At 49.4% G+C, this 26093-nt stretch carries 30 protein-coding genes; 17 read left to right on the forward strand and 13 right to left on the reverse strand.

Translation table 11 applies throughout. The annotated features are described in order from the left end of the window. Positions 1–113: 113 nt before the first annotated feature. Entirely contained in the window at positions 114–311 is a 198-nt protein-coding gene (locus tag BSAG_RS25125; protein WP_198138841.1) for a hypothetical protein, read from the reverse strand. A 136-nt stretch (positions 312–447) separates the two neighbouring features. Between BSAG_RS25125 and BSAG_RS25130 the strand changes: the two genes are divergently transcribed. Further along, on the forward strand, positions 448–669 hold the full coding sequence (locus tag BSAG_RS25130) for a hypothetical protein (RefSeq protein ID WP_165450649.1): 222 nt from the start codon (positions 448–450) through the stop codon (positions 667–669). 513 nt (positions 670–1182) lie between these two features. Here BSAG_RS25130 and BSAG_RS23780 read toward each other — a convergent pair. After that, positions 1183–1416: a hypothetical protein gene (locus BSAG_RS23780; protein WP_004313883.1), complete on the reverse strand. Its 234-nt coding sequence runs from the start codon at positions 1414–1416 to the stop codon at positions 1183–1185. 106 nt (positions 1417–1522) lie between these two features. Between BSAG_RS23780 and BSAG_RS20835 the strand changes: the two genes are divergently transcribed. The 3 genes from BSAG_RS20835 (at position 1523) to BSAG_RS20825 (ending at position 3322) form a co-directional block, all read left to right on the forward strand. Continuing rightward, positions 1523–1774 (forward strand): DUF4248 domain-containing protein, encoded by a 252-nt coding sequence (locus BSAG_RS20835; RefSeq protein ID WP_004313884.1) that lies wholly within the window; start codon positions 1523–1525, stop codon positions 1772–1774. Positions 1775–1950: 176 nt separating this feature from the next. Then, positions 1951–2424, forward strand: coding sequence for an N-acetylmuramoyl-L-alanine amidase (locus tag BSAG_RS20830; RefSeq protein ID WP_004313887.1), 474 nt, complete (start codon positions 1951–1953; stop codon positions 2422–2424). 427 nt (positions 2425–2851) lie between these two features. Further along, on the forward strand, positions 2852–3322 hold the full coding sequence (locus BSAG_RS20825) for an HU family DNA-binding protein (RefSeq protein ID WP_004313890.1): 471 nt from the start codon (positions 2852–2854) through the stop codon (positions 3320–3322). A gap of 1462 nt (positions 3323–4784) precedes the next feature. Here BSAG_RS20825 and BSAG_RS25415 read toward each other — a convergent pair. The 7 genes from BSAG_RS25415 to BSAG_RS0222515 all read right to left on the reverse strand — a co-directional run bounded on the left by BSAG_RS25415 (position 4785) and on the right by BSAG_RS0222515 (position 8193). Then, positions 4785–5330 carry a hypothetical protein gene (locus BSAG_RS25415; RefSeq protein ID WP_232286450.1) on the reverse strand — a complete coding sequence of 182 codons (546 nt, stop codon included), beginning with the start codon at positions 5328–5330 and terminating at the stop codon, positions 4785–4787. A 294-nt stretch (positions 5331–5624) separates the two neighbouring features. Continuing rightward, positions 5625–5894, reverse strand: a complete 270-nt coding sequence (locus tag BSAG_RS20820; protein ID WP_004313893.1) for a hypothetical protein — start codon at positions 5892–5894, stop codon at positions 5625–5627. Next, positions 5891–6172: a hypothetical protein gene (locus tag BSAG_RS20815; RefSeq protein ID WP_004313895.1), complete on the reverse strand. Its 282-nt coding sequence runs from the start codon at positions 6170–6172 to the stop codon at positions 5891–5893. Before BSAG_RS20815 ends, BSAG_RS20820 begins: the two co-directional genes overlap by 4 nt. Positions 6173–6192: 20 nt before the next feature. Beyond that, positions 6193–7236 (reverse strand): DUF4373 domain-containing protein, encoded by a 1044-nt coding sequence (locus tag BSAG_RS20810; protein WP_004313897.1) that lies wholly within the window; start codon positions 7234–7236, stop codon positions 6193–6195. Continuing rightward, positions 7233–7547 carry a helix-turn-helix domain-containing protein gene (locus tag BSAG_RS20805; protein ID WP_004313899.1) on the reverse strand — a complete coding sequence of 105 codons (315 nt, stop codon included), beginning with the start codon at positions 7545–7547 and terminating at the stop codon, positions 7233–7235. Before BSAG_RS20805 ends, BSAG_RS20810 begins: the two co-directional genes overlap by 4 nt. A 38-nt stretch (positions 7548–7585) precedes the next feature. Further along, positions 7586–7843 (reverse strand): hypothetical protein, encoded by a 258-nt coding sequence (locus BSAG_RS20800; protein WP_004313901.1) that lies wholly within the window; start codon positions 7841–7843, stop codon positions 7586–7588. Further along, positions 7840–8193, reverse strand: coding sequence for a tyrosine-type recombinase/integrase (locus tag BSAG_RS0222515; protein ID WP_008770398.1), 354 nt, complete (start codon positions 8191–8193; stop codon positions 7840–7842). The genes BSAG_RS20800 and BSAG_RS0222515 overlap by 4 nt, the downstream gene beginning before the upstream one ends. A 150-nt stretch (positions 8194–8343) precedes the next feature. Here BSAG_RS0222515 and BSAG_RS20795 point away from each other — a divergent pair, with 150 nt between their 5' ends. Genes BSAG_RS20795 through BSAG_RS25140 form a run of 4 tightly spaced genes read left to right on the forward strand, consistent with a single transcriptional unit; the run spans position 8344 to position 11401 of the window. Then, positions 8344–9573, forward strand: coding sequence for a site-specific integrase (locus tag BSAG_RS20795; RefSeq protein ID WP_004313905.1), 1230 nt, complete (start codon positions 8344–8346; stop codon positions 9571–9573). Between the two features lie 13 nt (positions 9574–9586). Then, positions 9587–10807: a site-specific integrase gene (locus BSAG_RS20790; protein WP_004313906.1), complete on the forward strand. Its 1221-nt coding sequence runs from the start codon at positions 9587–9589 to the stop codon at positions 10805–10807. Positions 10808–10828: 21 nt separating this feature from the next. Further along, positions 10829–11251, forward strand: coding sequence for a hypothetical protein (locus tag BSAG_RS20785; RefSeq protein WP_004313907.1), 423 nt, complete (start codon positions 10829–10831; stop codon positions 11249–11251). A 3-nt stretch (positions 11252–11254) separates the two neighbouring features. Next, on the forward strand, positions 11255–11401 hold the full coding sequence (locus tag BSAG_RS25140) for a hypothetical protein (protein ID WP_008770397.1): 147 nt from the start codon (positions 11255–11257) through the stop codon (positions 11399–11401). A 140-nt stretch (positions 11402–11541) separates the two neighbouring features. Here the strand turns inward: BSAG_RS25140 and BSAG_RS20780 are convergent, their stop codons facing one another. Continuing rightward, complete coding sequence (locus BSAG_RS20780) at positions 11542–11847, reverse strand: helix-turn-helix domain-containing protein (RefSeq protein WP_005822096.1); 306 nt, start codon at positions 11845–11847, stop codon at positions 11542–11544. Positions 11848–11893: 46 nt separating this feature from the next. After that, positions 11894–12205: a helix-turn-helix domain-containing protein gene (locus BSAG_RS20775; RefSeq protein WP_004312622.1), complete on the reverse strand. Its 312-nt coding sequence runs from the start codon at positions 12203–12205 to the stop codon at positions 11894–11896. Between the two features lie 65 nt (positions 12206–12270). Here BSAG_RS20775 and BSAG_RS20770 point away from each other — a divergent pair, with 65 nt between their 5' ends. The 3 genes from BSAG_RS20770 to mobA all read left to right on the forward strand — a co-directional run bounded on the left by BSAG_RS20770 (position 12271) and on the right by mobA (position 13949). Further along, on the forward strand, positions 12271–12507 hold the full coding sequence (locus tag BSAG_RS20770; RefSeq protein ID WP_005822095.1) for a hypothetical protein: 237 nt from the start codon (positions 12271–12273) through the stop codon (positions 12505–12507). Positions 12508–12767: 260 nt separating this feature from the next. Beyond that, positions 12768–13235, forward strand: a complete 468-nt coding sequence (locus BSAG_RS20765; RefSeq protein ID WP_004312623.1) for a DUF3408 domain-containing protein — start codon at positions 12768–12770, stop codon at positions 13233–13235. 279 nt (positions 13236–13514) lie between these two features. Then, positions 13515–13949 (forward strand): conjugal transfer protein MobA, encoded by a 435-nt coding sequence (gene mobA, locus BSAG_RS20760; RefSeq protein WP_004312624.1) that lies wholly within the window; start codon positions 13515–13517, stop codon positions 13947–13949. Between the two features lie 220 nt (positions 13950–14169). On the opposite strand, the gene BSAG_RS20755 is transcribed toward mobA, so the two are convergent. Further along, complete coding sequence (locus tag BSAG_RS20755) at positions 14170–14925, reverse strand: LytR/AlgR family response regulator transcription factor (protein WP_004312625.1); 756 nt, start codon at positions 14923–14925, stop codon at positions 14170–14172. Further along, positions 14906–16000 (reverse strand): sensor histidine kinase, encoded by a 1095-nt coding sequence (locus tag BSAG_RS20750; protein ID WP_008770396.1) that lies wholly within the window; start codon positions 15998–16000, stop codon positions 14906–14908. The genes BSAG_RS20755 and BSAG_RS20750 overlap by 20 nt, the downstream gene beginning before the upstream one ends. Positions 16001–16281: 281 nt before the next feature. Between BSAG_RS20750 and BSAG_RS20745 the strand changes: the two genes are divergently transcribed. Genes BSAG_RS20745 through BSAG_RS20720 form a run of 6 tightly spaced genes read left to right on the forward strand, consistent with a single transcriptional unit; the run spans position 16282 to position 26082 of the window. Next, positions 16282–16836, forward strand: coding sequence for a GNAT family N-acetyltransferase (locus BSAG_RS20745; RefSeq protein WP_004312627.1), 555 nt, complete (start codon positions 16282–16284; stop codon positions 16834–16836). A 15-nt stretch (positions 16837–16851) separates the two neighbouring features. Then, positions 16852–17970: an efflux RND transporter periplasmic adaptor subunit gene (locus BSAG_RS20740; RefSeq protein WP_004312628.1), complete on the forward strand. Its 1119-nt coding sequence runs from the start codon at positions 16852–16854 to the stop codon at positions 17968–17970. After that, on the forward strand, positions 17967–21080 hold the full coding sequence (locus tag BSAG_RS20735; RefSeq protein ID WP_005822092.1) for an efflux RND transporter permease subunit: 3114 nt from the start codon (positions 17967–17969) through the stop codon (positions 21078–21080). Before BSAG_RS20740 ends, BSAG_RS20735 begins: the two co-directional genes overlap by 4 nt. Beyond that, positions 21081–22442 (forward strand): efflux transporter outer membrane subunit, encoded by a 1362-nt coding sequence (locus BSAG_RS20730; RefSeq protein ID WP_004312631.1) that lies wholly within the window; start codon positions 21081–21083, stop codon positions 22440–22442. A gap of 15 nt (positions 22443–22457) precedes the next feature. Beyond that, a complete protein-coding gene (locus BSAG_RS20725) occupies positions 22458–24767 on the forward strand; it encodes an ATP-binding protein (protein ID WP_004312632.1) in 2310 nt (769 codons plus the stop codon). Then, entirely contained in the window at positions 24760–26082 is a 1323-nt protein-coding gene (locus BSAG_RS20720) for a sigma-54-dependent transcriptional regulator (RefSeq protein ID WP_004312633.1), read from the forward strand. Before BSAG_RS20725 ends, BSAG_RS20720 begins: the two co-directional genes overlap by 8 nt. The last annotated feature ends 11 nt before the right edge of the window (positions 26083–26093 follow it).

The following is a 26093-nucleotide window of genomic DNA, read 5'->3' on the forward strand; positions in this document are numbered from 1 at the left end:
CTCGGGAATAGTGCTAGCAAATGTTTCGTCCTGGAAGAAGCCGGCTGCCGGATTCTGCTAGCAGTTGGCAGGGGATAACAGGTTGATGAAGCCGGGATCCTGCCAGGTATGTGCTAGCAAACTGGAAAAAAGTCATGCTTGAAACTTTTCGTCTGACTGCTCACCGTGCCGCCGTGTGGTTCGTGGCAATGCGTGCAGCGGGAATACCGCCGCCCACACAGCCCCGCTCCCCACAGCAGCACTCCGTCAGTGTTTAATCGGAACATTCCTTCACCGGCAGCGTTTCTCGGACGTTCAGTGTTTCTGTGCACCGTGCCGCTTTCCTTGCTTTCCCGTAGCCGTCGGACTGGCGCAAAGAAAGCCGCCCTACGGCAGTGTTTCTATGGGAGATTCTTGGGGAAAGTTTCTTTAAAGTTACTCCGGTGTATAATAGTCGAGGCTTGCCAAGTGGGTGATTACAGAAGTTACTACCGCCTGATGCATTCAGCTCCGGCTCCCGCCCACACCCCGGCACAGCCGGACCACAGGCGACAGCCTATGCGGTGGACACCCTTGCGGACGATAGCAGAAGTTACTCCCGTCTTATATACGGCTCCGGTTGCCGCTCCCTCACTTGCCGAATACAGCAAAGGAAGCAGCACCCTATGCGATGGGGACCCTTTCGGATGATATCCTTAGCGGAATGTAAGCCCTTGCGGCACGGGTGATAGCTGCGATGCCCGGTGCGGTTTCGCTCCGCCCGGCACTAACGCCGGGACTAAAGCGAGAATCCGCTACCTCTTTTCGTCTGACTATAGGAACGGGCTGTTAGTCAGGAGTGCAGCCATGCGGTGCGAGGTTCCCGTGTTTTATGATTGAGCGGGTTTGTCTGTTTGGATAGGAGGCGGCGCAAGCTTCCGCCGCCATGCTGACGTGATGCTGCTTGCGCCGTGTTCTTCCGGTTTTTCTGATGGAGTGCAGCTTTTGCGCAGGAAATCCGGAAGAGCAATTATGTTTAATTAGTCACAAAACCGTTCCGGATTTTGTGCTTTAATTCAACATAACAGCATCTTCCAAATATTCCTGCTGTTTGCGGGCTTTTCTGTTGTTTCAGGAACGAGCATAAAGTTACTCCGTTTAATGTTCACCCTTGCGGACTGCGCCCTGCGGAATGTAAACGCCACCCCGACCACCACCCCTTAGTTACCCCTGCCTATCCCGGTTCCCTGCAGGGTTTCCGACATCTTGCGGGTTTCCTGTTCCTGCGGACTTCGCCTTGCGGCGTGCCCGGCTGACTGTTTGCACCCTGCGGACAGTCTTTGCAGAATATCGGAGATTCCCGGCGGTCGGCTTCGCCGTCCGCTTCACGAAGCGGGGCAGACGCCCCGCCGAAAAGTTACGGACAAAAGAAATTTGTGACAATTGCCCGAATATCACAAATTTCCTCTGCCAACAAACATATATAACTATATCTACCAAGTATACAGGTAACAACCAGCCACTAAAAAGCCTATCTTTACATCTGTAAACCAACACTATAATTATGTATACCAACATGCACCAACAAAACAACTGCCAAAGTTTGACCAACCGTAGCTACGGTTTCAAAGAACTGGCCGTTCTCTATTTCCCGAATATAGCACCTGCATCCGCTTCTATCCGCCTCAAACAGTGGATAAAGGACGATTCCGAACTACTCGAAGCATTGCAGGAAACAAACTACCAGTTAAGTAACCGCATCCTCACCCCCAAACAAAAGGAACTGATAACCATCTCTTTCGGCTCACCCTTTTAAGCCCTAGCGCAGCAGCTCCTACGGCTACAGCCCGAACCCTCTTTGCTAGGGGAACGCCCTGCGGCAAGGGGGAAGAGCACTTCCCCCGACAAGCGTCTCCCCCAAAGGGGGACGGAAGGGGGGTAGAACAAGAATACACAACTAAAAATCATCCACATAATCACCCACAAAAAACAATGATTAAACAAAGAAACATCACCCTGATTGTGGTGCACTGCACCGCATCCCGTTGTACAAGCAACCTCACCCCGGAAGCCCTCGACTCCATGCACAAACGCCAAGGCTTTGCCGAATGTGGCTATCACTATTACATCACCAAAGACGGAACAATACATCACATGCGCGACATCACCCATGTCGGCGCCCACGCCAAAGGCTACAACACTCCGTCGATAGGAGTTGCCTACGAAGGAGGCCTGGACGCTTCCGGACATGCCGCCGATACCCGCACCGACGCACAAAAACAAAGCCTTGAAACCCTTCTCCGCTTCCTGCTGCTCACCTACCACGGAGCAAAGATTTGCGGTCACCGCGACCTCTCGCCCGACCTCAACCACAACGGTACCATAGAACCCTGCGAGTACATCAAACAATGCCCCTGCTTCTGTGTCTCCGTCGAATACGGGTATTTAATGAAGAATGATGAATGAAGAATGATGAATGAAGAATTACTATGCAGATGTAAATGTATGAAAGCGCAGCCAATTCTTCATTCATCATTCTTCATTCTTCATTTCCCCTACCTTTGCGGGAAACAATTAAAAAGGAGGTCATTATGAAACCATTTTGGAGAACGACGTTGAAGGTATTGAAAGTTATCGGTAAAATTTTTGTTTGGCTCACCGGGGCAGACAGTCCCGTGAAAGACGATGAAAAGAGAAACGATTAAGGAGTAAACTTTACGATCGGAGTGAAAACCCCTGTTTGGAGGGCTGCGGAATACAAACCGCAGCCCTTTTTTCATGTACATAATCGTATGATGAAACACGTATCATCACAGATAAGAACATACGTCCGCACGCCCACGCACGTATATGTAGATTTGCAACATTATTAATCATTAAAACACTAATTAACATGGCAATTACAATCAAACCCGCTTTGCGCAAGAATCCGCAGGACAAAGCCGCTGCAGCAAAATACTATGCGCAGGTAGTGCTCGCTCCAGAAATGAAACAAAAACAAATCGTTGACCAGATCGCAGACCGTTGTACACTGACCGGCTCTGACATCAAGGCAGTTCTTGACGCATTGATGGTCGTTATCAAGCGCAACCTCGCAAACGGTTCACCCGTCCGCCTGGGAGATCTCGGTTCATTCCGTCCTTCCGTTTCCGGTAAAGGCACCGAGGATGCCAGCAAGTGCGGCGCAAACAGCGTCAAGAAAGCACGTGTCATCTACGTTCCTTCTACGGAAATCAAAGAAGCCGTTGCAATGTATTCTTTCTCAAAAGCAGGAGCAAGCGCAGCGAATGAAGAAGGCGGAGACGAGAAACCAGACCCGAAACCTGACGAAGGCGGCGGAGAAGCTCCGGACCCGGCAGCTTAATTATCATCGTTTCGCACATCACAAACCAGTCAAAGAAAAAGCCCGATGAATGAGAAATCATTTCACCGGGCTTTTCATTTGCGGGTATTTGGTGAACGGAATATGCTTCTGAAAGCCTCATAAAAAACATCAGGAGTTTTTCGAAAAACGTCTGACGAAATAAAAAAAACGTCTGATGAATTTTTGAAAACATCTCGAAGGGTTTCAAGTACGTTTTTACTTCCGTTCCGACTGTTTTCGGGGTTTTTACGTTTTATTCCCGTATGGTTCTATCCGTAAATAAACAGAATGACACAGACAGAAACGCAATTATCTATAAAGTGACGGGAAAGGATAAATGATAAGTTTGCTGTTTTACAGCGTATTTTTCCTCTTTTCTTCTACAAAGATAGGTCACGGCCGTCCGTCAGTCAAGAACCGCTACGCTATTTCAGATAAAAATATCCTGCGCTCCTACGTCGTGCGGTATTTTTATCTGAAATTTCTTGTCTGCCGTTCATCCATGCCCTTGGAGAGGTAGATGAAAAAAGGAAAAAATGTGTTCCTGTGCAGTGTGGGGCGGATAAAAGCATGTATTAGTCTTAGGCCCAATATTCGCCGAAGTGATTGTGCCTGGTTACTTTGTCTAACTTCAATTGCTTGCGGCGAAACTTGTTGATTGCCCGTTTGAGCGATTTACGTCCCGATGTGCTGCAGTTCTTTTTTTTTCATTCGGCATTGGTAGCAACGGCAGATACCAATACCTGTATGTGATTCTTTCATTTCTATTCTGTTTAATATAAGTTTTAAGAACTTACGTTTTTTACTATTTTATTTTGTGACATTTGCCCGATTGTCACGGATTTGTTATTTGCACTTTTCGGCGGGGCGCTTCGCCCCGCTTCATGGAGCGGACGGCGAAGCCGACCGCCGGGAATTTCCAATGTTCCGAAAGGCGTAAACAGTCAGCCGGGCACGCCGCCAGGCGCAACCCGCAGGAAGCACCCGCAACAGATCAGAAAACCGCACGGCTCGGGACTGGCAGAAGTAACTAAGGGGCGGTGGTCGGGGTGGCGGCTTGCCGCCATAGTGGTGGCGTTTCCACTCCGCATGGCTTTTTTCGCCTGGGGGCGGAAAAATAAAACAATCCATATTAAACATAACCACGCATTATGCACCCGACTTGCCTGAATGGCAAGGCGTGCGGGCATAATGACCCGTTATGTTGAATATCGCTACCCCTTTGTTTTTCTGCCGGTCTCTTTTTGGGTGTCCCCCAAAAAGGAAGGCGGAAGGAAAACAATTGCTGTCACGGCGCACGCAGCATCACGTCTGCACGCGCCCGAAGGACGGCGAAGGGTGCTTACTTCCACAATACAAACCCGCTCAACCGTAAACCCGGGAACCCCGCACCGCAGGGCTGCACTCCTGACTGACACTTCCGTTCCTATAGTCAGCCGAAAAGAGGTGGCGGATTCTCGCCTTAGTCCCGGCAGCAAGTGCCGGGCGGAGCGAAACCGCACCGGGCATCACAGCTGTCACCCGTTCCGCAGGGGATACCCTTCCGCAAGGGTTTCCACCGCATAGGCTGTCGCTTGTAGTCCGGCTGTGCCGGGGTGTGAGCGGAAGCCGGAGCCGTATGCGTCAGGCGGTAGTAACTTCCGTAATCACCCACTTTGCCAGCCTCGACTGTTACACACAGGAGTAACTTTTGGGAAGACTTCCCCCAAGAACGTTCCATAGAAACACTGTCAGAGGGCGGCTTTCTTTGCGCCCATTGGGCAGCTACGGGAAAGCAAGGAAAGCGGCACGGTGCACAGAAACACTGAACGTCCGAGAAACGCTGCCGGTGAAGGAATGTTCCGATTAAACACTGACGGAGTGCTGCTGCGGGGGACGGGGCTGTGTGGGCGGCGGTATTCCCGCTGCACGCATTGCCACGAACCACACGGCGGCACGGTGAGTAGTCAGACGATAAGTCGCTCGCGAAAGTAATCCGCTTGGTTCGGCACTTGCCTATTACCTTCACTTGCTATCACATACCTGTCGGGATCCCGGCTCCATCAACTTGATATCCCCGTTAATTGCTAGCAAATTAGTTGCTCCGGAACGAACCGGGAACAAGAATCCGCTAGCAGAATCCGGCAGCCGGATTCTTCCAGGATGAAACTGTTGCTAGCATTATTCCCGATCTGTAGCACACGATCCGGAAGAATCCGCTAGCACTTTTACGCAGCTCGAGCACACGATCCGGAAACATCTGCTAGCAAATATTTCATTGGCCAAGATCTTCCGGAGCGTATTTTGCTAGCAATCGTTTCCCCTACTCTTTCTCCCTGCCCGCTTTCTCCAACCTGTCGAGTGCCGACAGAAAACCCCGCACGGCTTCGCCTTGCTCCTGGTACCTTCGTTTCAGTTCTCCGTGTTCCTTCGCTTCCTGCTTGTAGTGGGTACAGAAACGGGGGTACTCCTGCACAACGTGTTTGATTGCTTCGCTGGCCGTTCGCTTTCCTGTAAGATTCTTCAAAATTTCAAGCTGCGTGACTTCCTCGGCAGTCAACCGTAGCGTGATGGTGCTTACTTTTTCGCTCATGATCGTTCACCCCCTTTCTCGCCATCGGAGGCGGACGGTTCCAGCGAACCGATGGTTTCTCCGACTTGTGTTCCTTCGCGCCCCGCTTCCGTTTCCACCTGTTGTTTCCGGTTCATCACTTCCGCCCGCCGGTATGCTTCCGCATACGTCTGGCAGTGTATTCCGTATCTCTCGATAGTGATGCCTGCGGCTGTCACTTCGTGCGCCACGCACCACCCTGTACGCATTTTGCGGGGGTAGTAGAGCGGCGTGTCGGTTGCTTTTTTGTTTTCGCTCATCGTTGTTGCTTTTTGTGAGGCTATGAAGCCGATTTGTTTTTTATTTCGTCATCTCCGTGACTGCTGTCCGCTATCACCCCCACGGCATCCCGTAGCCGCTTCAACAGGAACAACCGGGGCATCCGCAGGCGTTTGTTTCCATGCATTTCGCCTAGAATTTGCCATACGGGATTTCCTATTTCGCCGTGTCCGGACAGTTTGAGCACCTCCTCAAGTTCCCGGGGGGAAAGATTGTAAGGGCTTAGGGCCTCTATCAGCCCTTTGGGATTGCGTGGCTTTTGTTCGTGCGCCGCCGCCTCCACTTGTGGCGGGCGTTTCCCGGTAGTTGTGGAAGCAGTATTGCCACCTGTTGCAATGGTCGTTTCAGGCTTGTTTCTCCCCAACGGAGTGGAAGAAAGCAAAGCTCTCGCTTCCTCCTCCGTGAGTTCTCCGATAGTCGGTAGGGGGATAGAGGAGGACTTTTCTTTGTTTTCTTTTTCTTTGCTTTTCTTTTCTTTGTCGATTTTTTCCGGAAGGTTTCCAGAAGTTTCCGGAAAGTTCTGGAAATCTTCCGGAAGTTTCTCGAAAGTAGGTTCTACTGTTGTCGGTGACACCGACACGTCCGGTATGTTTTGCCCGGTCGGTTCCGCGGCTGTCGCAGCTTCAAACAGAGGCATAGTGACGGGTTCCTTTATGGGCTGCTCCGGTTCTACGAGAAGAATATCCAGCGGGATATACATTTTCTTCTTCGCCAGCTTGCAGATGTCTATATATCGGCTTTGAATGGCCCGGGAGGTGAGAATACATTTCATCTTCCACACGACGGGGTCAAACAGGCAGATTTCAGCGCAATAGTCTACGATCTCTTTCACCCGTTCCTCGTTCATGCCCCAATAGTCGGCACAGTCGAAAAGCTGATCTTCTGTCCAGCGGATATACGAACCGTCGACACGGTAGATTTCGTTCAATGCATATTGGTATACGGCATAGCCGTCGCACCCGTATTTCTTTTTCAGGCGTTTTATTTTGATGTCCTGAAAGCGGTCTGTTTCCGCTTTGTAATAGGAAAATCCGTTCTTGCTCATATTCTTCTGCTGTAATTAGATGCCAGGTAATTCATGATTTCTTCTTTGCTGTATAGGAAAGTCCCACCCAGTTTATAGAACGGGATAGCTCGCTCCGCGCGCAGGTTTCTCAATGTCGAGTTGCTGATGTTGAGCAGCTTGCATACATCGGCCGATCGGATGAATACAGCATCTTCGGGCACGGTGTCAAGCATAACGGGCGTAACGGGCTTGTATTTCGATTTTTCAGGGTCTTTTTCCTGTTGGGGAGTTCCGGCTGTATCTGTCTTTTCAGGTTTCACGATTCTCATGCTGTTGGTTTCTGTTTTCATAATTCTGCTTTTTATATGGTTAATATTCATTCAAGTGATTAATGTTCATTCAGGTATTCAAAAGTAATCCGGTCGAGGTCCTTCAGTTGGTTACTGTCGAGAGCGTAGATCGTCTTTATAATCCACCCTTTCAGGACAATTTTCCGGTGTCCTTCCCTGCTGCCATAATGCCGCAACGCATCACTAACCGCCTTCTTCATTTCTGAATAGGTGATGAAGCTTTTCTCATACGCTATCATGCTGTCGATAGCTTTCAGTTCCAGTTCTTCCTGATTGATAATTACGGTTGCTTTCATTCGTTTGCGGCTTTATTATTGGGTGATTTATCTTCTTTATGTGAATACATATCTTTGAGTGTTGCCATATCGCGCATTACCTTCGTATCGACTACTCGTGCATATACCTGTGTCGTTGTGATTTTGGTATGTCCCAGCATTTTTGATACGGTTTCGAGTGGGATTTCATGTTGCAGGGTGATTGTCGTTGCGAACGTGTGGCGGGCCATGTGGAATATACACGGCAAAGCAAGCAACAGCGAACAGGTATAGATTAAACGTAAACCGTTAGGAATAAGCGATATTTCGGTATTTTGCGAAGTTGAAAAAATGCAAACGACAACGGAATATTGAGGTTGTTCAGTTACCAAACCGTTAGCCGGGCAGTTACCGAAACGGGAACAGGTAACGGAAAGCGATGAAAAGAAATCCCCACCGTTTTGTTTGCGTTAATACACAGTGTTTTGCGCATCAAGGGACGCTTATATGGCAAGTAAATTTGCACTTAAAAATATAAGCGTATGAAAGTAGAAAAATTCAAGGTGCTGCTCTACCTCAAAAAGAGCGGACTGGACAAGTCGGGCAAGGCTCCCATCATGGGACGCATTACCGTCAACCGCACGATGGCGCAGTTCGGATGCAAGCTGTCATGCCCTCCCGAACTGTGGAATCCCTGTGAAAGCCGTCTGAATGGCAAGAGCAAGGAGGCGGTGGAAACCAACACCAAGATTGAGAAACTGTTGTTGGCGGTAAACAACGCCTTTGACAACCTTGTGAGCCGTAAAATGGATTTCGATGCCACCGATGTGAAGAATCATTTTCAAGGAAGTATGGAAACGCAGATGACACTCATGCGAATGACTGATGTTGTCTGTGACGACCTCAAAGCCCGTATTGGTATTGACCGTGCGAAAACTTCTTACTCGACTTATCATTATATGCGTCTGACACTTGGTGAGTTCATTGGGCATCAGTACAAGGTCAAGGATTTAGCATTTGGGCAGCTTACGGAACAGTTCATCCATGACTATCAGGTTTTCGCTATGGAGAATAAGGGTTATGCAATAGATACTGTCCGACATCACCTTGCCATACTGAAAAAAATATGCCGTCTGGCTTATAAGGAAGGCTATGCAGACAAAATCCATTTCCAGCATTTCACCCTGCCCAAGCAGTCGGATAAAACCCCACGGGCATTGAGCCGTGAATCGTTCGAGAAAATCCGTGATGTGGAAATTGAACCGCATCGTAAATCTCACATACTGGCAAGGGATATGTTTCTCTTCGGGTGTTATACCGGGGTCTCGTATGCGGATGTGATATCCATTACCGATGAGAACTTGTACACGGACGATAACGGAGCGTTGTGGCTGAAATACCGCAGGAAGAAGAACGAACATCGGGCAAGCGTGAAGTTGCTTCCCGAAGCGATTGCACTGATTGAAAAGTATCACAGTGAGGACAGGGACACATTGTTCCCTTTACTACGCTGGCCTAATCTTAGAAGACACATGAAGGCGTTGGCGGCATTGGCTGGCATCAAGGATGATTTGTGCTATCATCAGGCGAGGCATAGTTTCGCCTCGCTGATAACGCTCGAAGCGGGTGTGCCGATTGAGACCATCAGCCGGATGCTGGGACATTCCGACATTTCCACCACTCAAGTATATGCCCGTGTCAGTCCGAAAAAACTCTTCGAGGATATGGACAAGTTCATAGAGGCGACACAAGATTTCAAACTAACCCTATAAATCCAACAACAATATGCGAAGCACATTTTCATTATTGCCATATATTAACCGCAGCAAGGTGAGGGCTGACGGTACGACCGCCGTACTCTGCCGTATAACCATTGACGGCAAGCAGACCGCCATAAGCACAGGTATCTATTGCCGCCCCGAAGACTGGAACGGCAGGAAGAATGAGATAAAGACCGTCAGGGAGAACAACCGCTTACGGGAATACCTGCGTCTGACTGAGGAAGCCTATACCGAGATACTTAAATCGCAAGGAGTGGTCAGTGCGGAAATGTTGAAGAACCATATTTCCCTGAATAATATCCATCCGACTACCTTATTGCAAATGGGTGAATGGGAACGGGAGCGGTTGAAGAAACATTCCGAGGAAATAGATTCCACTTCTTCCTACCGTCACTCCATGTATTATCAGAAATACCTGACGGACTTTATAGCGTCAATCGGGAAAAAGGAAATTCCTCTTGAAGAAGTGACGGAGGATTTTGGCAAGTCCTATAAAGCTTTCCTGAAGAAGTGCAAGAATTTCAGCTCTTCCCAAACCAACAAATGTATGTGCTGGCTTAATCGTTTATTGTATTTGGCAGTCGATAAGGAGATTATCCGTGTGAACCCCTGCGAGGACTTGGAGTATGAACCGAAGCCGGAGGCAAGGCACAGGTACATCAGCCGCGATGAGTTCAAAAAGATACTTTCCACCCCGATGTATGACAAGCGTATGGAACTGGCAAGACGGGCTTTCATCTTCTCGACCCTGACGGGACTGGCGTATGTGGACATCAAACTTCTTCATCCCCATCATATCGGGACGAATGCGGAGGGCAGACGGTATATCCGCATCAACCGCAAGAAGACAAAGGTGGAGGCTTTCATACCCTTACATCCCATAGCGGAACAGATATTGTCGTTGTACAACACAACCGATGATGAGAAGCCCGTGTTTCCTCTCCCAAGCCGTGATTCACTTTGGTTTGACATCCACGAGATGGGTGTTGCCATAGGCAAGGAGGAAAATCTGAGCTATCACCAAAGTCGGCACAGCTTCGGAACTTTCCTGATTTCAGCGGATATACCGATTGAGAGCATCGCCAAGATGATGGGACATTCCAACATCAGAACTACTCAGGGGTATGCACGGATAACCGATGATAAAATCTCCAAAGACATGGACAAACTGATGGAGCGAAGAAAGAAAATATCGGCTGGCGAAAAGAAAGAAAACAGTATATAATCATCATAAAATAAAGGGATTATGAGCAGAGAAATAATAACAATCAGTAAAATGGGAGCGGTCACCGTACCGACAGCCCCAGTGTGGATGACCCAGTTCGAGATAGCCGACCTGTTCGGGGTGTTCTCTTGCAATATCCGCAAGATGATACAGGCAATTTACAAGAACAAAGAGTTGAACGAAACTGATACGATGAAGTATATCAAGCAAACTGACGGCATCAGTTATGATGTGTATAATTTTGAAATGATTATAGCCATCGCTTTCAGAATATGTAGCAAAGAGACCCTTTTGTTCAGGCGGTTCGTAATAAATGAAATCTGCACCACCAAGAAAGGAATCCCGGTTACATTGTTTGTTTCCTATGGTAAGAATGGCAACCTATGGTATAGTCGAGGTTCTTCCCGTCAGCCACCTGTTCCCGATGCACGGATGCAAAGGTAGCGTGTGGCTCTGACAGCATTGGCAAGGTCGGGCGGCATAGCCGTTTCGGGCAGAATCTTCCTCAACGGGGTTGAGCGTATTCAGCCCGAAAACCTTGCCCCTGCCAACCACACGCATTTTGGGCATCCGGCAACGGAAACAAGCGACTGACGGGAAATCAGAAGAAAGAGAAGGAACGGCTTACAGACGAAGCTAAACATTGATGCTTCATCCGTAAGCCGTTCCTTTTTTATTGTACCATTGCTGTCGCAAACATAGGGCAGACGGCAAACTGCGCTCTTTCAAGAAAATCAGATAGCCGTCTGTCGGTAGGCGGTACGGTAGCTGTCAGTCAGCATCCTTTCGATGTCGGACTCTCGGTAGAGGATTTTGCCGCCCAACTGAATGTAGGCTATCCGCCCTTCGTTGCGGTAATCCTGAAGTGTTCGGCGGCTCACTTTCAACCGTGCCGACACCTCCTTGTCCGTGAAGAAACGCTCCCCGTTCAGTGTCGGGCGGTAGCTGGCAGTCAGATGCTCTACGTTGTCCAGCAGACGGTCAAGACTGCCCATGAAGTGGATTATCCACTCGTTGTCTTTGTTAATCAGTTCGTTCATATTACTCTGGATTTAGTGGAATTATTGTCATTACTCTATTCGGTTATCAGATTGTCCTGCCTTTGAACTTTGCTTCCTTCCGTCTGTCCTCCACGATGGAGACGATACGTTGCACATCTTCGGGACGGTAATAGGTCTTGTGGTTGATTTGGCTGTATGCCAAAGTCCCATTGTCCCGAAGCGTCTGCAAGGTTCGTGGGCTGATATTGAGCATCCGGCATACGTCCTGATTATCCATCCACTCGCTCATTTTCTTTTCGCCGTGCCGATGGCAGATGGCATCCATACGGCAGACGAAGCGGTCGAACTTGGCGACCAGCTCCTCAAAGGTCTTTCTTTCGATTGATACGATTTCCATATTGTCTTTTTTTAGTTGTTACTGTTTCTTATGCCGCAAAGGAATGTATAATCCGTTACTTGACAATGGGTTTCCCGGAAGTGGTAGCATGTTGCGCTGATACGGTAGTCATTGTCCGTGATACCGACTTTTCCTTTGGCGGCTATCATTCCTTCTCCCGCAAAGAAATACATAATCCGGCATCCGGCAATGGATTCAATTTGGTCTGGCAGCAAGTGGCACAGGGTGGTAGAGGTTGGCACAGGCATGGTTCACCGATTGCCCAATCCGCCCAGTCCTTAGCCCTTAATTCCTATATTTAATAAGGACACCACAGCCCAAATAAGAGCTTAATTCAAAATCACCCGTAACTAAACCTTTTTCCCTTTCGGTTATATACATCCGGCAAAACGGTGAAGTCTGCACCGTTATTTCTATCACCATAAAGCAAAACCATACAAAATTGCCTAAGAGAACCCAAGTGCTTGACAGACTGCACTGAAGCATCTTACTTTGCTCCCGATAATCGGTCGAGGTGCTTACCAAGACCACAGTTAATAACTTAATCAATTTGTTTTTTACAATGAAGAGAGAACCAAGCATTACAGAGCAGCAGGCTCGTGAAATCGTGGAAAAGATGGGACGCAGGGAATCCTACACTCCCAAGTCGATGAATGACATCTACAGGCGTATCGGCCTGGAGCCGGATGAGCCGGAACAGCCCGGCAAGACCGTCACGGAAGAAACGGAGACCGCTATGGCGGATGAACCGTCAAGTGAGGCGGTCGGGGAAACAGCAATGCCGCAGAAGCGTGTCAGCAGCAAGCAGCGCAGGCTGTCGCTGGAGGAGTACCGCGCCACCTATCTCCAAGTCCCCAAGATTATCAACCGCAAGCCCGTGTTTGTCAGCGAGACGGTGCGTGACGAACTGGACAGGGTTGTCCGCTTCCTCGGAGGAAAGGGTATGAGCGCATCGGGGCTGATTGAAAACCTCGTCCGCCTGCACCTCGACACCTATCGGAACGACATCGAGCAGTGGCGCAAGCTCTGACGGGATTACAGAAAGTCGGTTAGGCTGGTGAATACACTTCATCGGCTTAACCGATACCCAAGATGAGTGATTACACTCGGAAAACAATCCGACAAGCGGAGGATTGTTATGTCTTCAAAGACATAGCAAGATATATTTTCAGTTACCCGAATAATTCTAAGTAACTGAAAACACCTTCACCGCCGTGGGCAGAATTATCCTCCGCAGTCGGATAATTTCGGGGTTCATTAATCAAAGATTAAACAATGGACAAGCCATAAAATTGAAAAAATAAGAAGTATGAAAAAGAAGAGCAAGTACGGGAGAAATCCCAAGTTGAACCCGAAGACGCACTGCGTGATGGTGCGCTTCGATGATGTGGAATGGAACAGATTCCTGACGATGTACGAGGAATCTAACGTGTACGCGAAAGCCGTCTTTCTCAAGGCGCACTTCTTCGGACAGAAGTTCAAGGTGCTGAAAGTGGACAAGACGCTGGTGGACTACTACACCAAGCTGTCGGATTTCCATGCCCAGTTCCGTGGCATAGGCACGAACTACAATCAGGTCGTCAAGGAGCTGCGCATCCACTTCTCGGAGAAGAAGGCGATGGCGTTGCTCTACAAGCTGGAGGAGTGCACCATCGACCTTGTGAAGCTGAGCCGGGAGATAATGGAGCTTTCAAGAGAAATGGAGGCTAAGTGGCAACAAAGACGGGATGATTCTATGGTATAGCTGGATGTCCCTTTGGTTCGCAGTTCGGCAAGTGAACGAAGTCCGACGGGTAACTTCATTGCCGACCATGTCATTGTCGGACATCTGTTAAGAATAAGAACTAACTGAAAGGGATGAAAATATAGTAGAATCAAGTATCTGGCTTTCTAACTGATAAATAGAAATCTAGATACTTGATTTACAAACTAAATATATTTGATACTCTTTTTGCAAGAATAGTCTACCTGTCAATCCATTCTTTAAGCCTCTGCGCCTTTTCCTTGCTCACTTGTATTTCCGTCTTCGGATAACCTTTCAAACGGACAATCAACTTTCCTCCAAAATAATTACCGAGGAACAAAACGTGCTCTACATTGATGATATATTGGCGGTTTGCCCGGAAGAAATAGTCCGGGTTCAGTTGGTGTTCAAGTTCATCCATTGACACATTGACCACTTCGGAAGTGCCATTGTTGAGACGAAGATGTACAATCTTGTTTTCTGTTTCGATATGGTTGATGTCCGAAACTCGCACGGTCTTATATCCGTCACGATAAGGAAGCAGGAAACGCTCCCTATAACGGAACTTGCTCTTCTGTAAGGCGTCAAAAAGCTGTTGCAAGTTTTCGTCGGTATAATTCTTTCCGGCTTTGACTGCCTTGTCAATGGCCGCTTCAAGTTCATCCGGATCCAGCGGTTTCAGAAGATAGTCAAAACTGTTGAACTTGAATGCCTGTACTGCATATTCATCGTATGCGGTGGTAAATATGATGGGAACGGTTGCCTGGGCATGTTTAAGAGCCTCGAAACTCAAACCGTCAGTTAGCCGGATATCAGCAAGGATGAGGTCTGTGGTTTTGCCAGATTGAAAGAATTCGACTGTTTCTTTGATGCTGGCAAGCGGACCTTCAACAATAAATGTTCTGTCAATATCGTTCAGCAGCCTTATGAGGCGTTTGGCATTGCGCTGTTCGTCTTCAAGAATCAGTATTTTCATAAGGGTTGATGTTTTTTATGATGGGCAGACTTACCGAATAGAAGTTTTCGGCATTCTCTATCTTGACCTTTTTATCACAAAGTAAAGCATATCGTTCTATGATATTTTTAAGTCCTAAACCGGTTGATTCGATTGGGGACATCAAAGGTCGTTTCAGGTTGCAGACGGTTATGTAATCATCGGACAACTTTATGTTGATAACCAACGGATGTTCAGATGAAAAGCTGTTGTGTTTTATTGCGTTTTCTACAAGAAGCTGCAATACAGCCGGAGGAAGAAAACCTTTGCATTGTCTGACGCCCGGACTTACTTTTGCAATGACCCCTTCGTTGTGGCGTACTTTCATCAAATACAAGTATGAATCAAGAAACTTGATTTCGTCGGCAACGGGTATCAGATTGCGGTCCAGATTGGTGATGATGTATCGGTGGTACACTTTCGATAGGTTACTCAGGAATTTTCCGGCAAGCTCGGTATCTTCCTTAATCAGTTCCAGCAGGTTGTTGAAGTTGTTGAACATGAAGTGCGGGTTGATTTGCAGTTTCAGCGAGTTGAGTTGCGACTGCAAGGCGATCTCTTTTTCCTTCATCAGCGCCATTTCGAGTGCTTGTTTCTCGTCGCGCGCCTTGATGTAAGACTGAAGGTAGAAGGAGTTGGCATAGACGCTTGACAGGAAGGTAGATATCATGGCAAAGGTGTATGCGCCTTTCATGTTGAGGAGTTCGTCGAGAAGCCCGTTGTCGGTTTCGTCCCATAGGAAATTGAACAAGGTTATCATACCGAACGCAACGATATTGTTCAGTGCCATTAGGCAGGATGCATAGACCATTCCCCACACGTAGGATGTCCTGAACGGCAATACCCTGAAGACCAGAAAACAGAATCCTAAGGATATGTAGGTAAAAAGCATACACAGCAGAAAATCGACCATGTAATCAGCGATTGTCATTCCCGGCAATTGGTCGATGGTCTTGTCATCGAGTATAAACCACATGACAAGGTAGAATACATAGGAGACGGCAGATAGCAACAGGCCGTTCTTCCAACTCATTATTTTCATTTTCACTTGGGTCATATCGGGTGCAAAGTTACTCTTGATTCGGCAAAGATAAGGCTTTACTCCTTTGGTTGATAGGATAAACAGGCTGAAACGGATAAAATTACTATCGAAACGATAATAACTATTGGTGAAATACACATTGTATTTGTTAAAACCGATCTGCACTTGAAAGATTATCCTTTTTTCGGTCTTAACTGTCAGTTTGGATAGTTCGGACTTTAATTTATCCGCTTCGATACTCTTTGAATTGCAAGAACTTTTATAGGGGTATAATTTTGCATCTCAAAAAAAAGTGTATGAAAATTGAAACAGAACGTCTTGTAATCAGAGACTTTCAAAAGAGAGACGTTGTTGGACTTTTGGAATATCTTTCAAATCCTCGTGTGAATTGCTTTGCCGCCGACCGCCTTTGTTCTGAAGAGGCGGCATTCGTATATATGCAGTATTCCCAAAAAGATATGCAACGCTATGCAGTGAGTTTGAAAAAGGAGGACTTTATAATCGGTGATGTTTTCGTTTTGCGTGAAAATGAAGATACTTACAATGTGGGCTGGCATTTCAACAAACGTTTTGAGGGCAAAGGATTAGCTCGTGAAGCGGTTATCGGATTGTTGGATTATCTTTTTCGGGAGGCGGGTGCACGGCGTATCTATGGATTTGTGGAAGATGACAATATTCGCTCCAAACGCTTATGCGAACGCCTTGGTATGCGCCGCGAAGGATGCTTCAAGGAATTTGTGACATTTATAAACAATCCTAACGGCACCCCGAAATATGAAGATACCCGTGTTTATTCCATTCTAAAAAAAGAATGGAATTCAATCAGTGCTAAATCAATTACGAATAATTAAGAACAAGAAAAGAATATGAACAAGCGATTCATTATCATTAATTTCGCCGCATTTGCCGTCATGCTGTTTCTGTCGACTGGATGCAAGCAGGACGGTAAGCAGGATGCGGTACCGAGTTATCGGGTCATAACAGTATCGTCCATGCCGGTGGAAATATCCGAATCTTATTCCGCCACTATCCGCGGGCGACAAGATGTGGATATCATGCCGCAAATATCCGGCCGCATCACGCGTCTATGCGTGAAGGAGGGCACACGGGTGACGACAGGGCAAGTACTGGCAGTGATAGACCAAACACCCTATCTGGCAGCCTTACGCACAGCTTTGGCTAATGTCAGCGCAGCACGGGCAAAAGCGGAAACGGCACGAATCGAACTGCAAGGTAAGCAAGCCTTGTTTGATGAGAAGGTAATATCCGAATACGACCTTTCTCTTGCCCGAAACCAACTAGCTGTGGCACTTGCCGAACTCCAACAGGCCGAGGCGCAGGAAGCGGATGCACGAAACAACCTCTCTTATACTGAAATCAAAAGTCCGAGTAACGGCGTGGTAGGCACATTGCCCTACCGCATCGGTGCGCTTGTCAGTCCCAACATGGAGCAGCCTTTCACGGTCGTGTCCGACAATGCGGAGATGTATGCCTACTTCTCCGTGTCGGAAAACATGCTGCGACACCTATCCACTCGCTACGGCTCGATTGACAGCCTGATAGCCAAGATGCCGGAAGTGAGCCTGCAACTCAACGACGGTAGTCTGTACAAAGCGAAGGGACGCATCGAGACCGTAAGCGGTGTGGTGGACCCTGCGACCGGAGCGGTGCAGATCAAAGCCCTGTTCCCCAATCCCGAACGCGAACTGCTGAGCGGCAGCATCGGCAACATCGTCCTTCGGAACCCCCAAACGGATGCCATCACCATTCCCATGACCGCCACCGTGGAACTGCAAGACAAAATCATCGCCTACCGACTGAAAAACGGACGGGCGGAAGCTGCCTATCTCACGGTGGACCGCCTGAACGATGGCAACCGGTTTATCGTAAAAGAAGGTCTCTCGGTCGGCGACACCCTCATCGCCGAAGGCGTGGGACTGGTGAGAGAAGGCATGAGCATAACCCCTAAAGACGAAACGAAATGAAGCTACGATTTTTTATAGACCGCCCGGTGTTCTCGGGCGTTATCTCGGTGGTGATTGTGCTGTTGGGCGTCATCGCCATGTTCTCCCTGCCGGTGGAGCAATATCCCGACATCGCCCCGCCCACCATCAATGTATGGGCATCCTATCCCGGAGCCAACGCCGAAACCGTGCAGAAAGCCGTGATAGTGCCGCTGGAAGAAGCCATCAACGGCGTGGAAGACATGACCTATATGACCTCCACGGCATCGAACACGGGAGACGCCTCCATCAACATCTACTTCAAGCAAGGAGCCAATGCCGACATGGCAGCCGTGAACGTGCAGAACCGTGTGAACGCCGCATTGAGCCAGCTTCCGGCAGAAGCCACCAAGACCGGTGTCACCACCGAAAAGCAGCAGAATGCCGAGCTGCTGACCTTTGCCCTCTACTCGCCCGATGACCGCTTCGACCAGACGTTTCTGAACAACTACATGAAAATCAATGTCGAACCGCGACTGAAGCGCATCAGCGGCGTGGGAAAGGCGCAACTGTTCGGCTCCAATTACAGCATGCGCCTCTGGCTGAAGCCCGACCGTATGGCGCAATACGGGCTCATACCCGACGACATATCCGCCGTACTCGCGCGGCAGAACATCGAAGCCGCCACCGGCTCCTTCGGTGCCAATCACCCCACGGCCAACGAATACACAATGAAGTACCGCGGACGCTTGTCCGGTGCCGATGAGTTTGGCGAACTGGTAGTCAAGTCCTTGCCGGGTGGCAACGTGCTTCGGCTGAAAGAGGTTGCCGATGTGGAGCTGGGCGATGAATACTACAACTACTCCTCCCAAGTGAACGGCCATCCGGCAGCCATGATGATGATAAACCAGAAGGCAGGGTCCAATGCGTCGAGCACCATCAACGAGATTCACGAAGTGCTCCACGAACTGGACCGTGACCTGCCCGAAGGAGCGGAATTCGTAGTGCTTACCGACACCAACAAGTTTCTGTATGCCTCCATCCGCTCGGTCATCCGCACCTTGCTGGAGGCGATACTGCTGGTTATCGTAGTGGTATATGTATTCTTGCAGGACATCAAGTCAACGCTTATTCCTGCCATATCCATCTTCGTTTCCATCATCGGCACGTTCGCCGTGATGTCCATGATAGGCTTTTCCATCAACCTGCTCACCCTGTTTGCGCTTGTGCTTGCCATCGGCACCGTGGTCGACGATGCCATCGTGGTGGTGGAAGCGGTGCAGGCGAAGTTTGATGAGGGCTACCAGTCGGCGGTGCTTGCGGCCGATGATGCCATGAAAGACGTTTCATCGGCCATTCTGACCTCTACCATCATCTTTATGGCAGTGTTCTTTCCCGTTGCCATGATGGGCGGCACTTCGGGAGCCTTCTATGCGCAGTTCGGCATCACGATGGCGGTTGCCGTGGGCATCTCGGCCATCAATGCCTTCACCCTCTCACCGGCACTTTGCGCCCTGTTGCTGAAGCCCTATATCGACGAGCACGGCAATACAAAGGACAACTTTGCAGCCCGTTTCCGAAAGGCGTTCAATGCCGTTTTCTACCGTCTGAGCCGACGCTATGTGCGTGGAGTGATGTTCATCCTCCACCGCCGGTGGCTGATGTGGAGCTCTATAGCAGTGTCCTTTGTATTGCTGGTGCTGCTGGTCAACGCCACCAAGACGGGCCTTATCCCCGAAGAAGACACCGGAACGGTCATGGTGAGCATGAATACGAAGCCCGGCACGTCAATGGCGCAGACCGTCAAGGTGATGGAGCGCATCAACAGCCGCCTCGACAGTATCGGCGAGATAGAATACAACGGTGCGGTTGCCGGCTTCTCTTTCAGCGGTTCCGGTCCGTCGCAGGCCATGTATTTCGTGACACTCAAAGACTGGGAACAGCGTGAGGGAGAGGGGCAGTCGGTCAACGACGTCATCGGAAAAATCTATGCCGCCACCTCCGACATCCCTGATGCCACGGTGTTTGCCATGTCGCCCCCAATGATAGCCGGATATGGCATGGGGAACGGCTTTGAGCTCTACTTGCAGGACAAGGCAGGCGGAGACATTACCGCTTTCAAGAAAGAGGCGGACAAGTTTGTCGAGGCCTTGTCGCAGCGGCCCGAAATAGGCGAAGTCTATTCCTCCTTTGCCACAGACTATCCGCAATACTGGGTGGATATCGACGCCGCCAAATGCGAGCAGTCGGGAGTGTCGCCCGCAGAGGTGCTTTCCACCCTGTCGGGCTATTATACCGGACAATATGTTTCCGACTTCAATCGCTTCTCCAAGCTCTACCACGTCACCATGCAGGCTCCGGCGGAATACCGTGTGAATGCAGAGTCCATTCATCATATCTATGTACGCACCTCTGATGGCGGCATGGCACCGTTGAGCCGGTTCGTGCGTCTGACCAAGACCAACGGTCCGTCAGACCTCACCCGCTTCAACCTGTTCAATGCCATCTCCATCAATGGGTCTCCGGCCCGGGGTTACAGTTCGGGGCAGGTGCTCGAAGCCATCAGTGAGACGGCACGCAAGGTTCTCCCGGCAAATTACACCTACGAGTTTGGCGGCATCTCGCGCGAGGAGAGCAAGACAACCAACAATGCCACGCTGATATTCCTGCTCTGTATGGTCCTGGTCTATATGATTCTGTGTGCCTTGTACGAAAGCGTGTTTATTCCCTTTGCGGTTCTGCTGGCAGTGCCTTGCGGGTTGATGGGCAGTTTCCTGTTCGCATGGCTCTTCGGTCTGGAGAACAACATCTACATGCAGACCGGTCTGATTATGATTATCGGCCTGCTTGCCAAGACCGCCATCCTGCTTACCGAATATGCAGGCAAGCGGCGGTCGGAAGGCATGACACTGGCACAAGCGGCATACAGTGCGGCAAAAGTCCGTCTGCGCCCCATCCTGATGACCGTGTTGTCTATGGTGTTCGGCCTTATCCCGCTGATGCTGGCTCACGGAGTGGGTGCCAACGGTAGCCGTTCGCTTGCCACAGGTGTAATCGGCGGAATGATTGTAGGTACATTGGCTCTGTTGTTCCTCGTGCCTTCATTGTTCATCGTCTTCCAATATATCCAAGAACGTATTAAGCATAATTAAATGAAAAAGACAGCAATATATATCATATTGTCAGGATGGATGCTTACCGGCTGTGGCACGTACAGCCGGTATCATCGCCCCGACCTCTCGATGGAGAATCTGTATAGCACCCTTCCGGCAGACGCCGATACCACCACTCTGGCCTCCCTGTCGTGGCGGGAAATGTTTACCGACCCTAAACTTCAGTCCTTGATTGAAACAGGACTTGACCGAAACACAGACCTCAATGTGGCACGGCTACGGGTGGAAGCGGCAGCCTCCGCCTTGCTGACAGCTAAACTCTCCTATCTACCCTCACTCGGACTGAATGCCGAAGGTAATGCCGGCAAGCACGATGGAGCAACGGCAAAGACATATAATGCAGGAGCGACAGCAAGCTGGGAACTGGACATCTTCGGCAACCTCACAGCTGCAAAACGTGGTGCCGCTGCCGCCTTGCAAGGAAGCCGTGATTACCGGCAAGCCGTACAGACTCAGCTTGTCGCCACTATTGCCGACAGTTACTATACCCTTGCCATGCTCGACGCGCAAATGGCAATAAGCCACCGCACCCTTGAAAACTGGCAGACTACCGTGCGCACTCTCGAAGCATTGAAAAAAGCCGGACAGTCAAACGAAGCCGGTGTATTGCAGGCAAAAGCGAACGTGATGCAGCTCGAATCGTCCCTATTATCCATCCGCAAGAGCATCTCCGAAACAGAAAACGCCTTGTTTGCAATACTTGCCATGCCGTCACACTCAATAGCACGAAGTAATCTGGTCGAAGCAGCTTTCCCCGATACCGTCTCTATCGGAGTCCCCTTGCAGTTACTTTCCAACCGTCCCGATGTGCGTCAGGCAGAAATGGAACTGGCGCAGGCGTTCTACACAACCAATGCGGCACGTGCCGCATTCTACCCCCATATCACCCTTTCGGGAACACTTGGATGGACCAATAACGGTGGCGGTATAATCACCAATCCCGGACAATGGTTGCTCAATGCCATCGGTTCCCTGACACAGCCCTTGTTCAATCGAGGCGCAAACATCGCCAACCTGAAGACTGCCCAAATCCGCCAGGAAGAAGCGAAGTTACTGTTCCAACACTCTTTGTTGAACGCAGGCAAAGAGGTAAACGATGCTTTGACCGCATGGCAGACTGCGAAATCGCAACTTGAAATCAATGCTCGGCAGGTGGAAACATTATGCGATGCCGTGCGGAAAACAGAATCACTGATGCGTCATTCCAATATTACCTATCTGGAAGTATTGACCGCCCAGCAATCTCTCCTTGAAGCGGAAGTGCAACAGCTGCAAACTCGTTTTGAACGCATACAAAGTGTAATCAAACTTTATCACGCGTTGGGAGGAGGACGATTTTAATTCGTAAGAGAATAGATGGAATTTGTACGTAAGGCAATAGCATTAAGTCACACTTTCATAATTCTAATAGTAGTAGCCATTGCATTTACTTGTCATAATGAATGGCAGGAAGTGGAAGCATTGGAGGTTGGCAACCGGCATATAGATGAATTCAGGAAGGAGGTAAACCGTATTCATATCCAACTGATAGAGTTTTCGCTATTAGGAGAAACTGCATTGGATTGGGACGAAACGGATTTGGAGAATTACCATGCCCAACGCATTGCATTGGACAGCACATTGTGCCTGTTCAATGAAACTCATGTAATTGGACGTATTGACAGTGTGCGCAGTCTTTTGGAAGATAAGGAACGGCAGATGTTTCAGATTGTTCGGTTAATAGACGAACAACAATCCATCAACAAGAAGATTGCCAGTCAAGTACCTCTCATTGTTCAGACAAGTATGCAGGAACAGCCCAAGAAACCGAAACGAAAAGGGTTCTTGGGCATATTCGGCAAAAAAGAGGAAACGAAGCCGCCGACAACAACAACTACGCTTCGTTCACCCAATAGAAGCATGGTCAGTGAACAGAAAGAGCAAAGCCGTCGATTGTCGGAACAAGCCGACAGTCTTGCCGCCCGCAATGCAGATCTTAACAGGCAGTTGAAGGGGCTAATCTGTCAAATAGAAAATAAGGTACAAGCCGACCTGCAAGGGCGGGAAGACGAAATAGTTGCCATGCGTGGAAAGTCATTTATGCAGGTAGGCGGTTTAATGGGATTCGTCCTTCTGCTGTTGTTAATTTCCTACATCATCATACACCGTGATGCAAAGAGTATCAAACAATACAAGCGCAAGACAACGGATTTGATAGGGCAACTGGAACAATCCGTACAACGGAACGAGGCACTGATAGCATCAAGGAAGAAAGCGGTACATACCATCACCCACGAACTGCGCACACCACTAACGGCAATAACAGGTTATACTGAGCTGTTACAGAAAGAGTGCAGCAAGGAGAACAATGTGAATTTTCTTCAAAGCATACAACAATCTTCCGACCGTATGCGGGATATGCTTAACACCCTGCTGGACTTCTTCCGCTTGGACAACGGCAAGGAGCAGCCCAAACTGTTGCCCTGCCGCATCTCCACAATCACGCATACCCTTGAAACGGAGTTCATGCCCGTCGCCATGAACAAGGGGCTTTCCTTGACCGTAAAGAACGGAAACGATGCGGTTGTACTGACCGACAAGGAGCGAATCATCCAAATTGGAAACAATCTGCTGTCAAATGCCATCAAGTTCACGGAGAAAGGCGGTGTGTCGCTGACTATCGATTATACCAACGGAGTGCTGACACTGATTTTCGAGGATACAGGCACAGGCATGACAGAAGATGAACAGCAACGTGTATTTGGGGCATTTGAACGCCTCTCAAACGCCGCCGCAAAAGACGGTTTCGGACTTGGACTTGCCATCGTGCATAACATAGTGGCGATGCTTGACGGCAAAATCCATTTGGAAAGCGAGAAAGGGAAAGGAAGTCGTTTCACAGTGGAAATACCCATGCAGAAAGCCGAAGAAATACCGGAAAAAGAGATACAGACTTATATCCACCGGGAGGAGAGAAACCTCAATGTTGTCGCCATCGACAATGATGAGGTGCTGCTCCTGATGTTGAAAGAGATGTATGCACAGGAGGGAATACATTGCGACACTTGCACCGATGCGGCGGAACTGATGGAAATGATACGCCGAAAAGAATACAACTTGTTGCTGACGGACTTGAATATGCCCGGCATAAACGGCTTCGAGCTGCTGGAACTGCTCCGATCGTCCAATGTTGGCAATTCACAGACAATCCCCGTGGTCGTGGCAACCGCTTCGGGCAGTTGCGATGCGGAGGAACTTTTGGAACGAGGCTTTGCCGGATGCCTGTTCAAACCATTCTCCATATCGGAACTGCTGGAAATTTCCGACAAGTGCGCCATTAAAGCGACACAGGACGGTAAACCGGATTTTTCCGCCTTGTTGTCCTACGGCAATGAAGTTGTCATGCTGGAAAAACTGATAACGGAAACCGAGAAAGAAATGCAGGCGGTACGGGATGCGGCAATGCGAAACGATCTGCAAGAACTTGATGCCTTGACACACCACTTACGCAGTTCGTGGGAGATACTCCGTGCCGACCAGCCGCTGAAGGTGCTTTATGGTGTGCTTCATGGAAAGGATAAGTCCGATAACGAGGCGTTAAGTAATTCCGTGACCACCGTGTTGGATAAAGGAGCGGAGATTATACAGTTGGCAAAGGAGGAAAGGAGAAAATACGAAAATGGATAAGACAAGAATAATCGTGGTGGAGGATAACATCGTGTATTGCGAATATGTCTGCAATCTGCTGGCACGGGAGGGATACAGTACCGTGAAGGCTTACCACCTGTCAACAGCGAAGAAACATCTGCAACAGGCAACGGATGATGATATAGTAGTTTCTGACCTGCGCCTAAACGATGGCAACGGAATAGACCTGCTGCGCTGGATGCGCAAGGAGGGAAAGATGCAGCCGTTCATCATAATGACCGACTACGCCGAAGTGCATACGGCAGTCGAAAGCATGAAACTCGGTTCGATAGACTATATTCCGAAGAAACTGATAGAGGACAAACTCGTCCCCCTTATCCGCTCCATACAGAAAGAGCGTCAGTCGAGACACAGCCGGATGCCCGTTTTCGCCCGTGAAGGTTCCGCCTTTCAGAAAATCATGCACAGGATAAAGTTGGTAGCCGTCACCGACATGAGCGTGATGATATTCGGAGAGAACGGCACAGGCAAGGAGCATATCGCCCACCATCTGCACGACAAGAGCAAACGGGCTGGCAAGCCCTTCGTGGCGGTGGACTGCGGTTCGCTATCCAGAGAACTTGCGCCGTCGGCTTTCTTCGGACACGTCAAAGGCGCGTTCACGGGTGCGGACAGCACCAAGAAAGGATATTTCCATGAGGCGGAAGGAGGCACGCTGTTTCTTGACGAGGTGGGCAACCTTGCGTTGGAGACCCAGCAGATGTTGCTCCGTGCCATACAGGAGAGGCGGTATCGCCCGGTCGGTGACAAATCGGACAAGAGTTTCAACGTCCGCATCATCGCCGCCACCAACGAGGATCTGGAGGCGGCAGTGAGCGAAAAGCGTTTCCGGCAGGATTTACTCTACCGTCTGCAAGACTTCGTGATAACCGTGCCGCCCTTGCGTGACTGTCAGGAGGACATCATGCCGTTGGCGGAGTTCTTCCGCGAGATAGCCAACAAGGAACTGGAGTGCAATGTGAGCGGTTTCAGTTCCGAAGCCCGTAAAGCGTTGCTGACCCACGCATGGCCGGGCAACGTGCGGGAGCTTCGGCAGAAAATCATGGGAGCCGTGTTGCAGGCTCAGGAAGGTGTGGTCACGAAAGAGCATCTTGAACTTGCCGTGACGAAACCGACCTCACCTGTCAGCTTCGCCCTGCGCAATGATGCGGAGGATAAGGAGCGGATAATGCGTGCGTTAAAGCAGACAAACGGCAACCGGAGTGCCGCCGCCGAACTGTTGGGAATAAGCAGAGCTACACTATACAGTAAACTTGAAGAGTATGGACTTAAATATAAATTCAAGCAATCATAACTGATAATCAG

The sequence above is a fragment of the Bacteroides sp. D1 genome (genome assembly GCF_000157095.2).
Lineage (GTDB): Bacteria > Bacteroidota > Bacteroidia > Bacteroidales > Bacteroidaceae > Bacteroides > Bacteroides xylanisolvens.

Excerpts from the sequence above, each read along its gene's own strand:
- BSAG_RS20780 (WP_005822096.1), bottom strand. The coding sequence starts at position 11,847 with ATGAACGAACTGATTAACAAAGACAACGAGTGGATAATCCACTTCATG.
- BSAG_RS20800 (WP_004313901.1), bottom strand. The coding sequence starts at position 7,843 with ATGAAAGCAACCGTAATTATCAATCAGGAAGAACTGGAACTGAAAGCT.
- BSAG_RS20720 (WP_004312633.1), top strand. The coding sequence starts at position 24,760 with ATGGATAAGACAAGAATAATCGTGGTGGAGGATAACATCGTGTATTGC.
- BSAG_RS20750 (WP_008770396.1), bottom strand. The coding sequence starts at position 16,000 with ATGACCCAAGTGAAAATGAAAATAATGAGTTGGAAGAACGGCCTGTTG.
- BSAG_RS20835 (WP_004313884.1), top strand. The coding sequence starts at position 1,523 with ATGTATACCAACATGCACCAACAAAACAACTGCCAAAGTTTGACCAAC.
- BSAG_RS20795 (WP_004313905.1), top strand. The coding sequence starts at position 8,344 with ATGAAAGTAGAAAAATTCAAGGTGCTGCTCTACCTCAAAAAGAGCGGA.
- BSAG_RS20825 (WP_004313890.1), top strand. The coding sequence starts at position 2,852 with ATGGCAATTACAATCAAACCCGCTTTGCGCAAGAATCCGCAGGACAAA.
- BSAG_RS20805 (WP_004313899.1), bottom strand. The coding sequence starts at position 7,547 with ATGAAAACAGAAACCAACAGCATGAGAATCGTGAAACCTGAAAAGACA.
- BSAG_RS20785 (WP_004313907.1), top strand. The coding sequence starts at position 10,829 with ATGAGCAGAGAAATAATAACAATCAGTAAAATGGGAGCGGTCACCGTA.
- BSAG_RS20765 (WP_004312623.1), top strand. The coding sequence starts at position 12,768 with ATGAAGAGAGAACCAAGCATTACAGAGCAGCAGGCTCGTGAAATCGTG.
- BSAG_RS20770 (WP_005822095.1), top strand. The coding sequence starts at position 12,271 with ATGGGTTTCCCGGAAGTGGTAGCATGTTGCGCTGATACGGTAGTCATT.
- BSAG_RS20745 (WP_004312627.1), top strand. The coding sequence starts at position 16,282 with ATGAAAATTGAAACAGAACGTCTTGTAATCAGAGACTTTCAAAAGAGA.
- mobA (WP_004312624.1), top strand. The coding sequence starts at position 13,515 with ATGAAAAAGAAGAGCAAGTACGGGAGAAATCCCAAGTTGAACCCGAAG.
- BSAG_RS20820 (WP_004313893.1), bottom strand. The coding sequence starts at position 5,894 with ATGAGCGAAAAAGTAAGCACCATCACGCTACGGTTGACTGCCGAGGAA.
- BSAG_RS20730 (WP_004312631.1), top strand. The coding sequence starts at position 21,081 with ATGAAAAAGACAGCAATATATATCATATTGTCAGGATGGATGCTTACC.
- BSAG_RS20740 (WP_004312628.1), top strand. The coding sequence starts at position 16,852 with ATGAACAAGCGATTCATTATCATTAATTTCGCCGCATTTGCCGTCATG.
- BSAG_RS20790 (WP_004313906.1), top strand. The coding sequence starts at position 9,587 with ATGCGAAGCACATTTTCATTATTGCCATATATTAACCGCAGCAAGGTG.
- BSAG_RS20775 (WP_004312622.1), bottom strand. The coding sequence starts at position 12,205 with ATGGAAATCGTATCAATCGAAAGAAAGACCTTTGAGGAGCTGGTCGCC.
- BSAG_RS20735 (WP_005822092.1), top strand. The coding sequence starts at position 17,967 with ATGAAGCTACGATTTTTTATAGACCGCCCGGTGTTCTCGGGCGTTATC.
- BSAG_RS20815 (WP_004313895.1), bottom strand. The coding sequence starts at position 6,172 with ATGAGCGAAAACAAAAAAGCAACCGACACGCCGCTCTACTACCCCCGC.
- BSAG_RS20810 (WP_004313897.1), bottom strand. The coding sequence starts at position 7,236 with ATGAGCAAGAACGGATTTTCCTATTACAAAGCGGAAACAGACCGCTTT.
- BSAG_RS20830 (WP_004313887.1), top strand. The coding sequence starts at position 1,951 with ATGATTAAACAAAGAAACATCACCCTGATTGTGGTGCACTGCACCGCA.
- BSAG_RS20725 (WP_004312632.1), top strand. The coding sequence starts at position 22,458 with ATGGAATTTGTACGTAAGGCAATAGCATTAAGTCACACTTTCATAATT.
- BSAG_RS20755 (WP_004312625.1), bottom strand. The coding sequence starts at position 14,925 with ATGAAAATACTGATTCTTGAAGACGAACAGCGCAATGCCAAACGCCTC.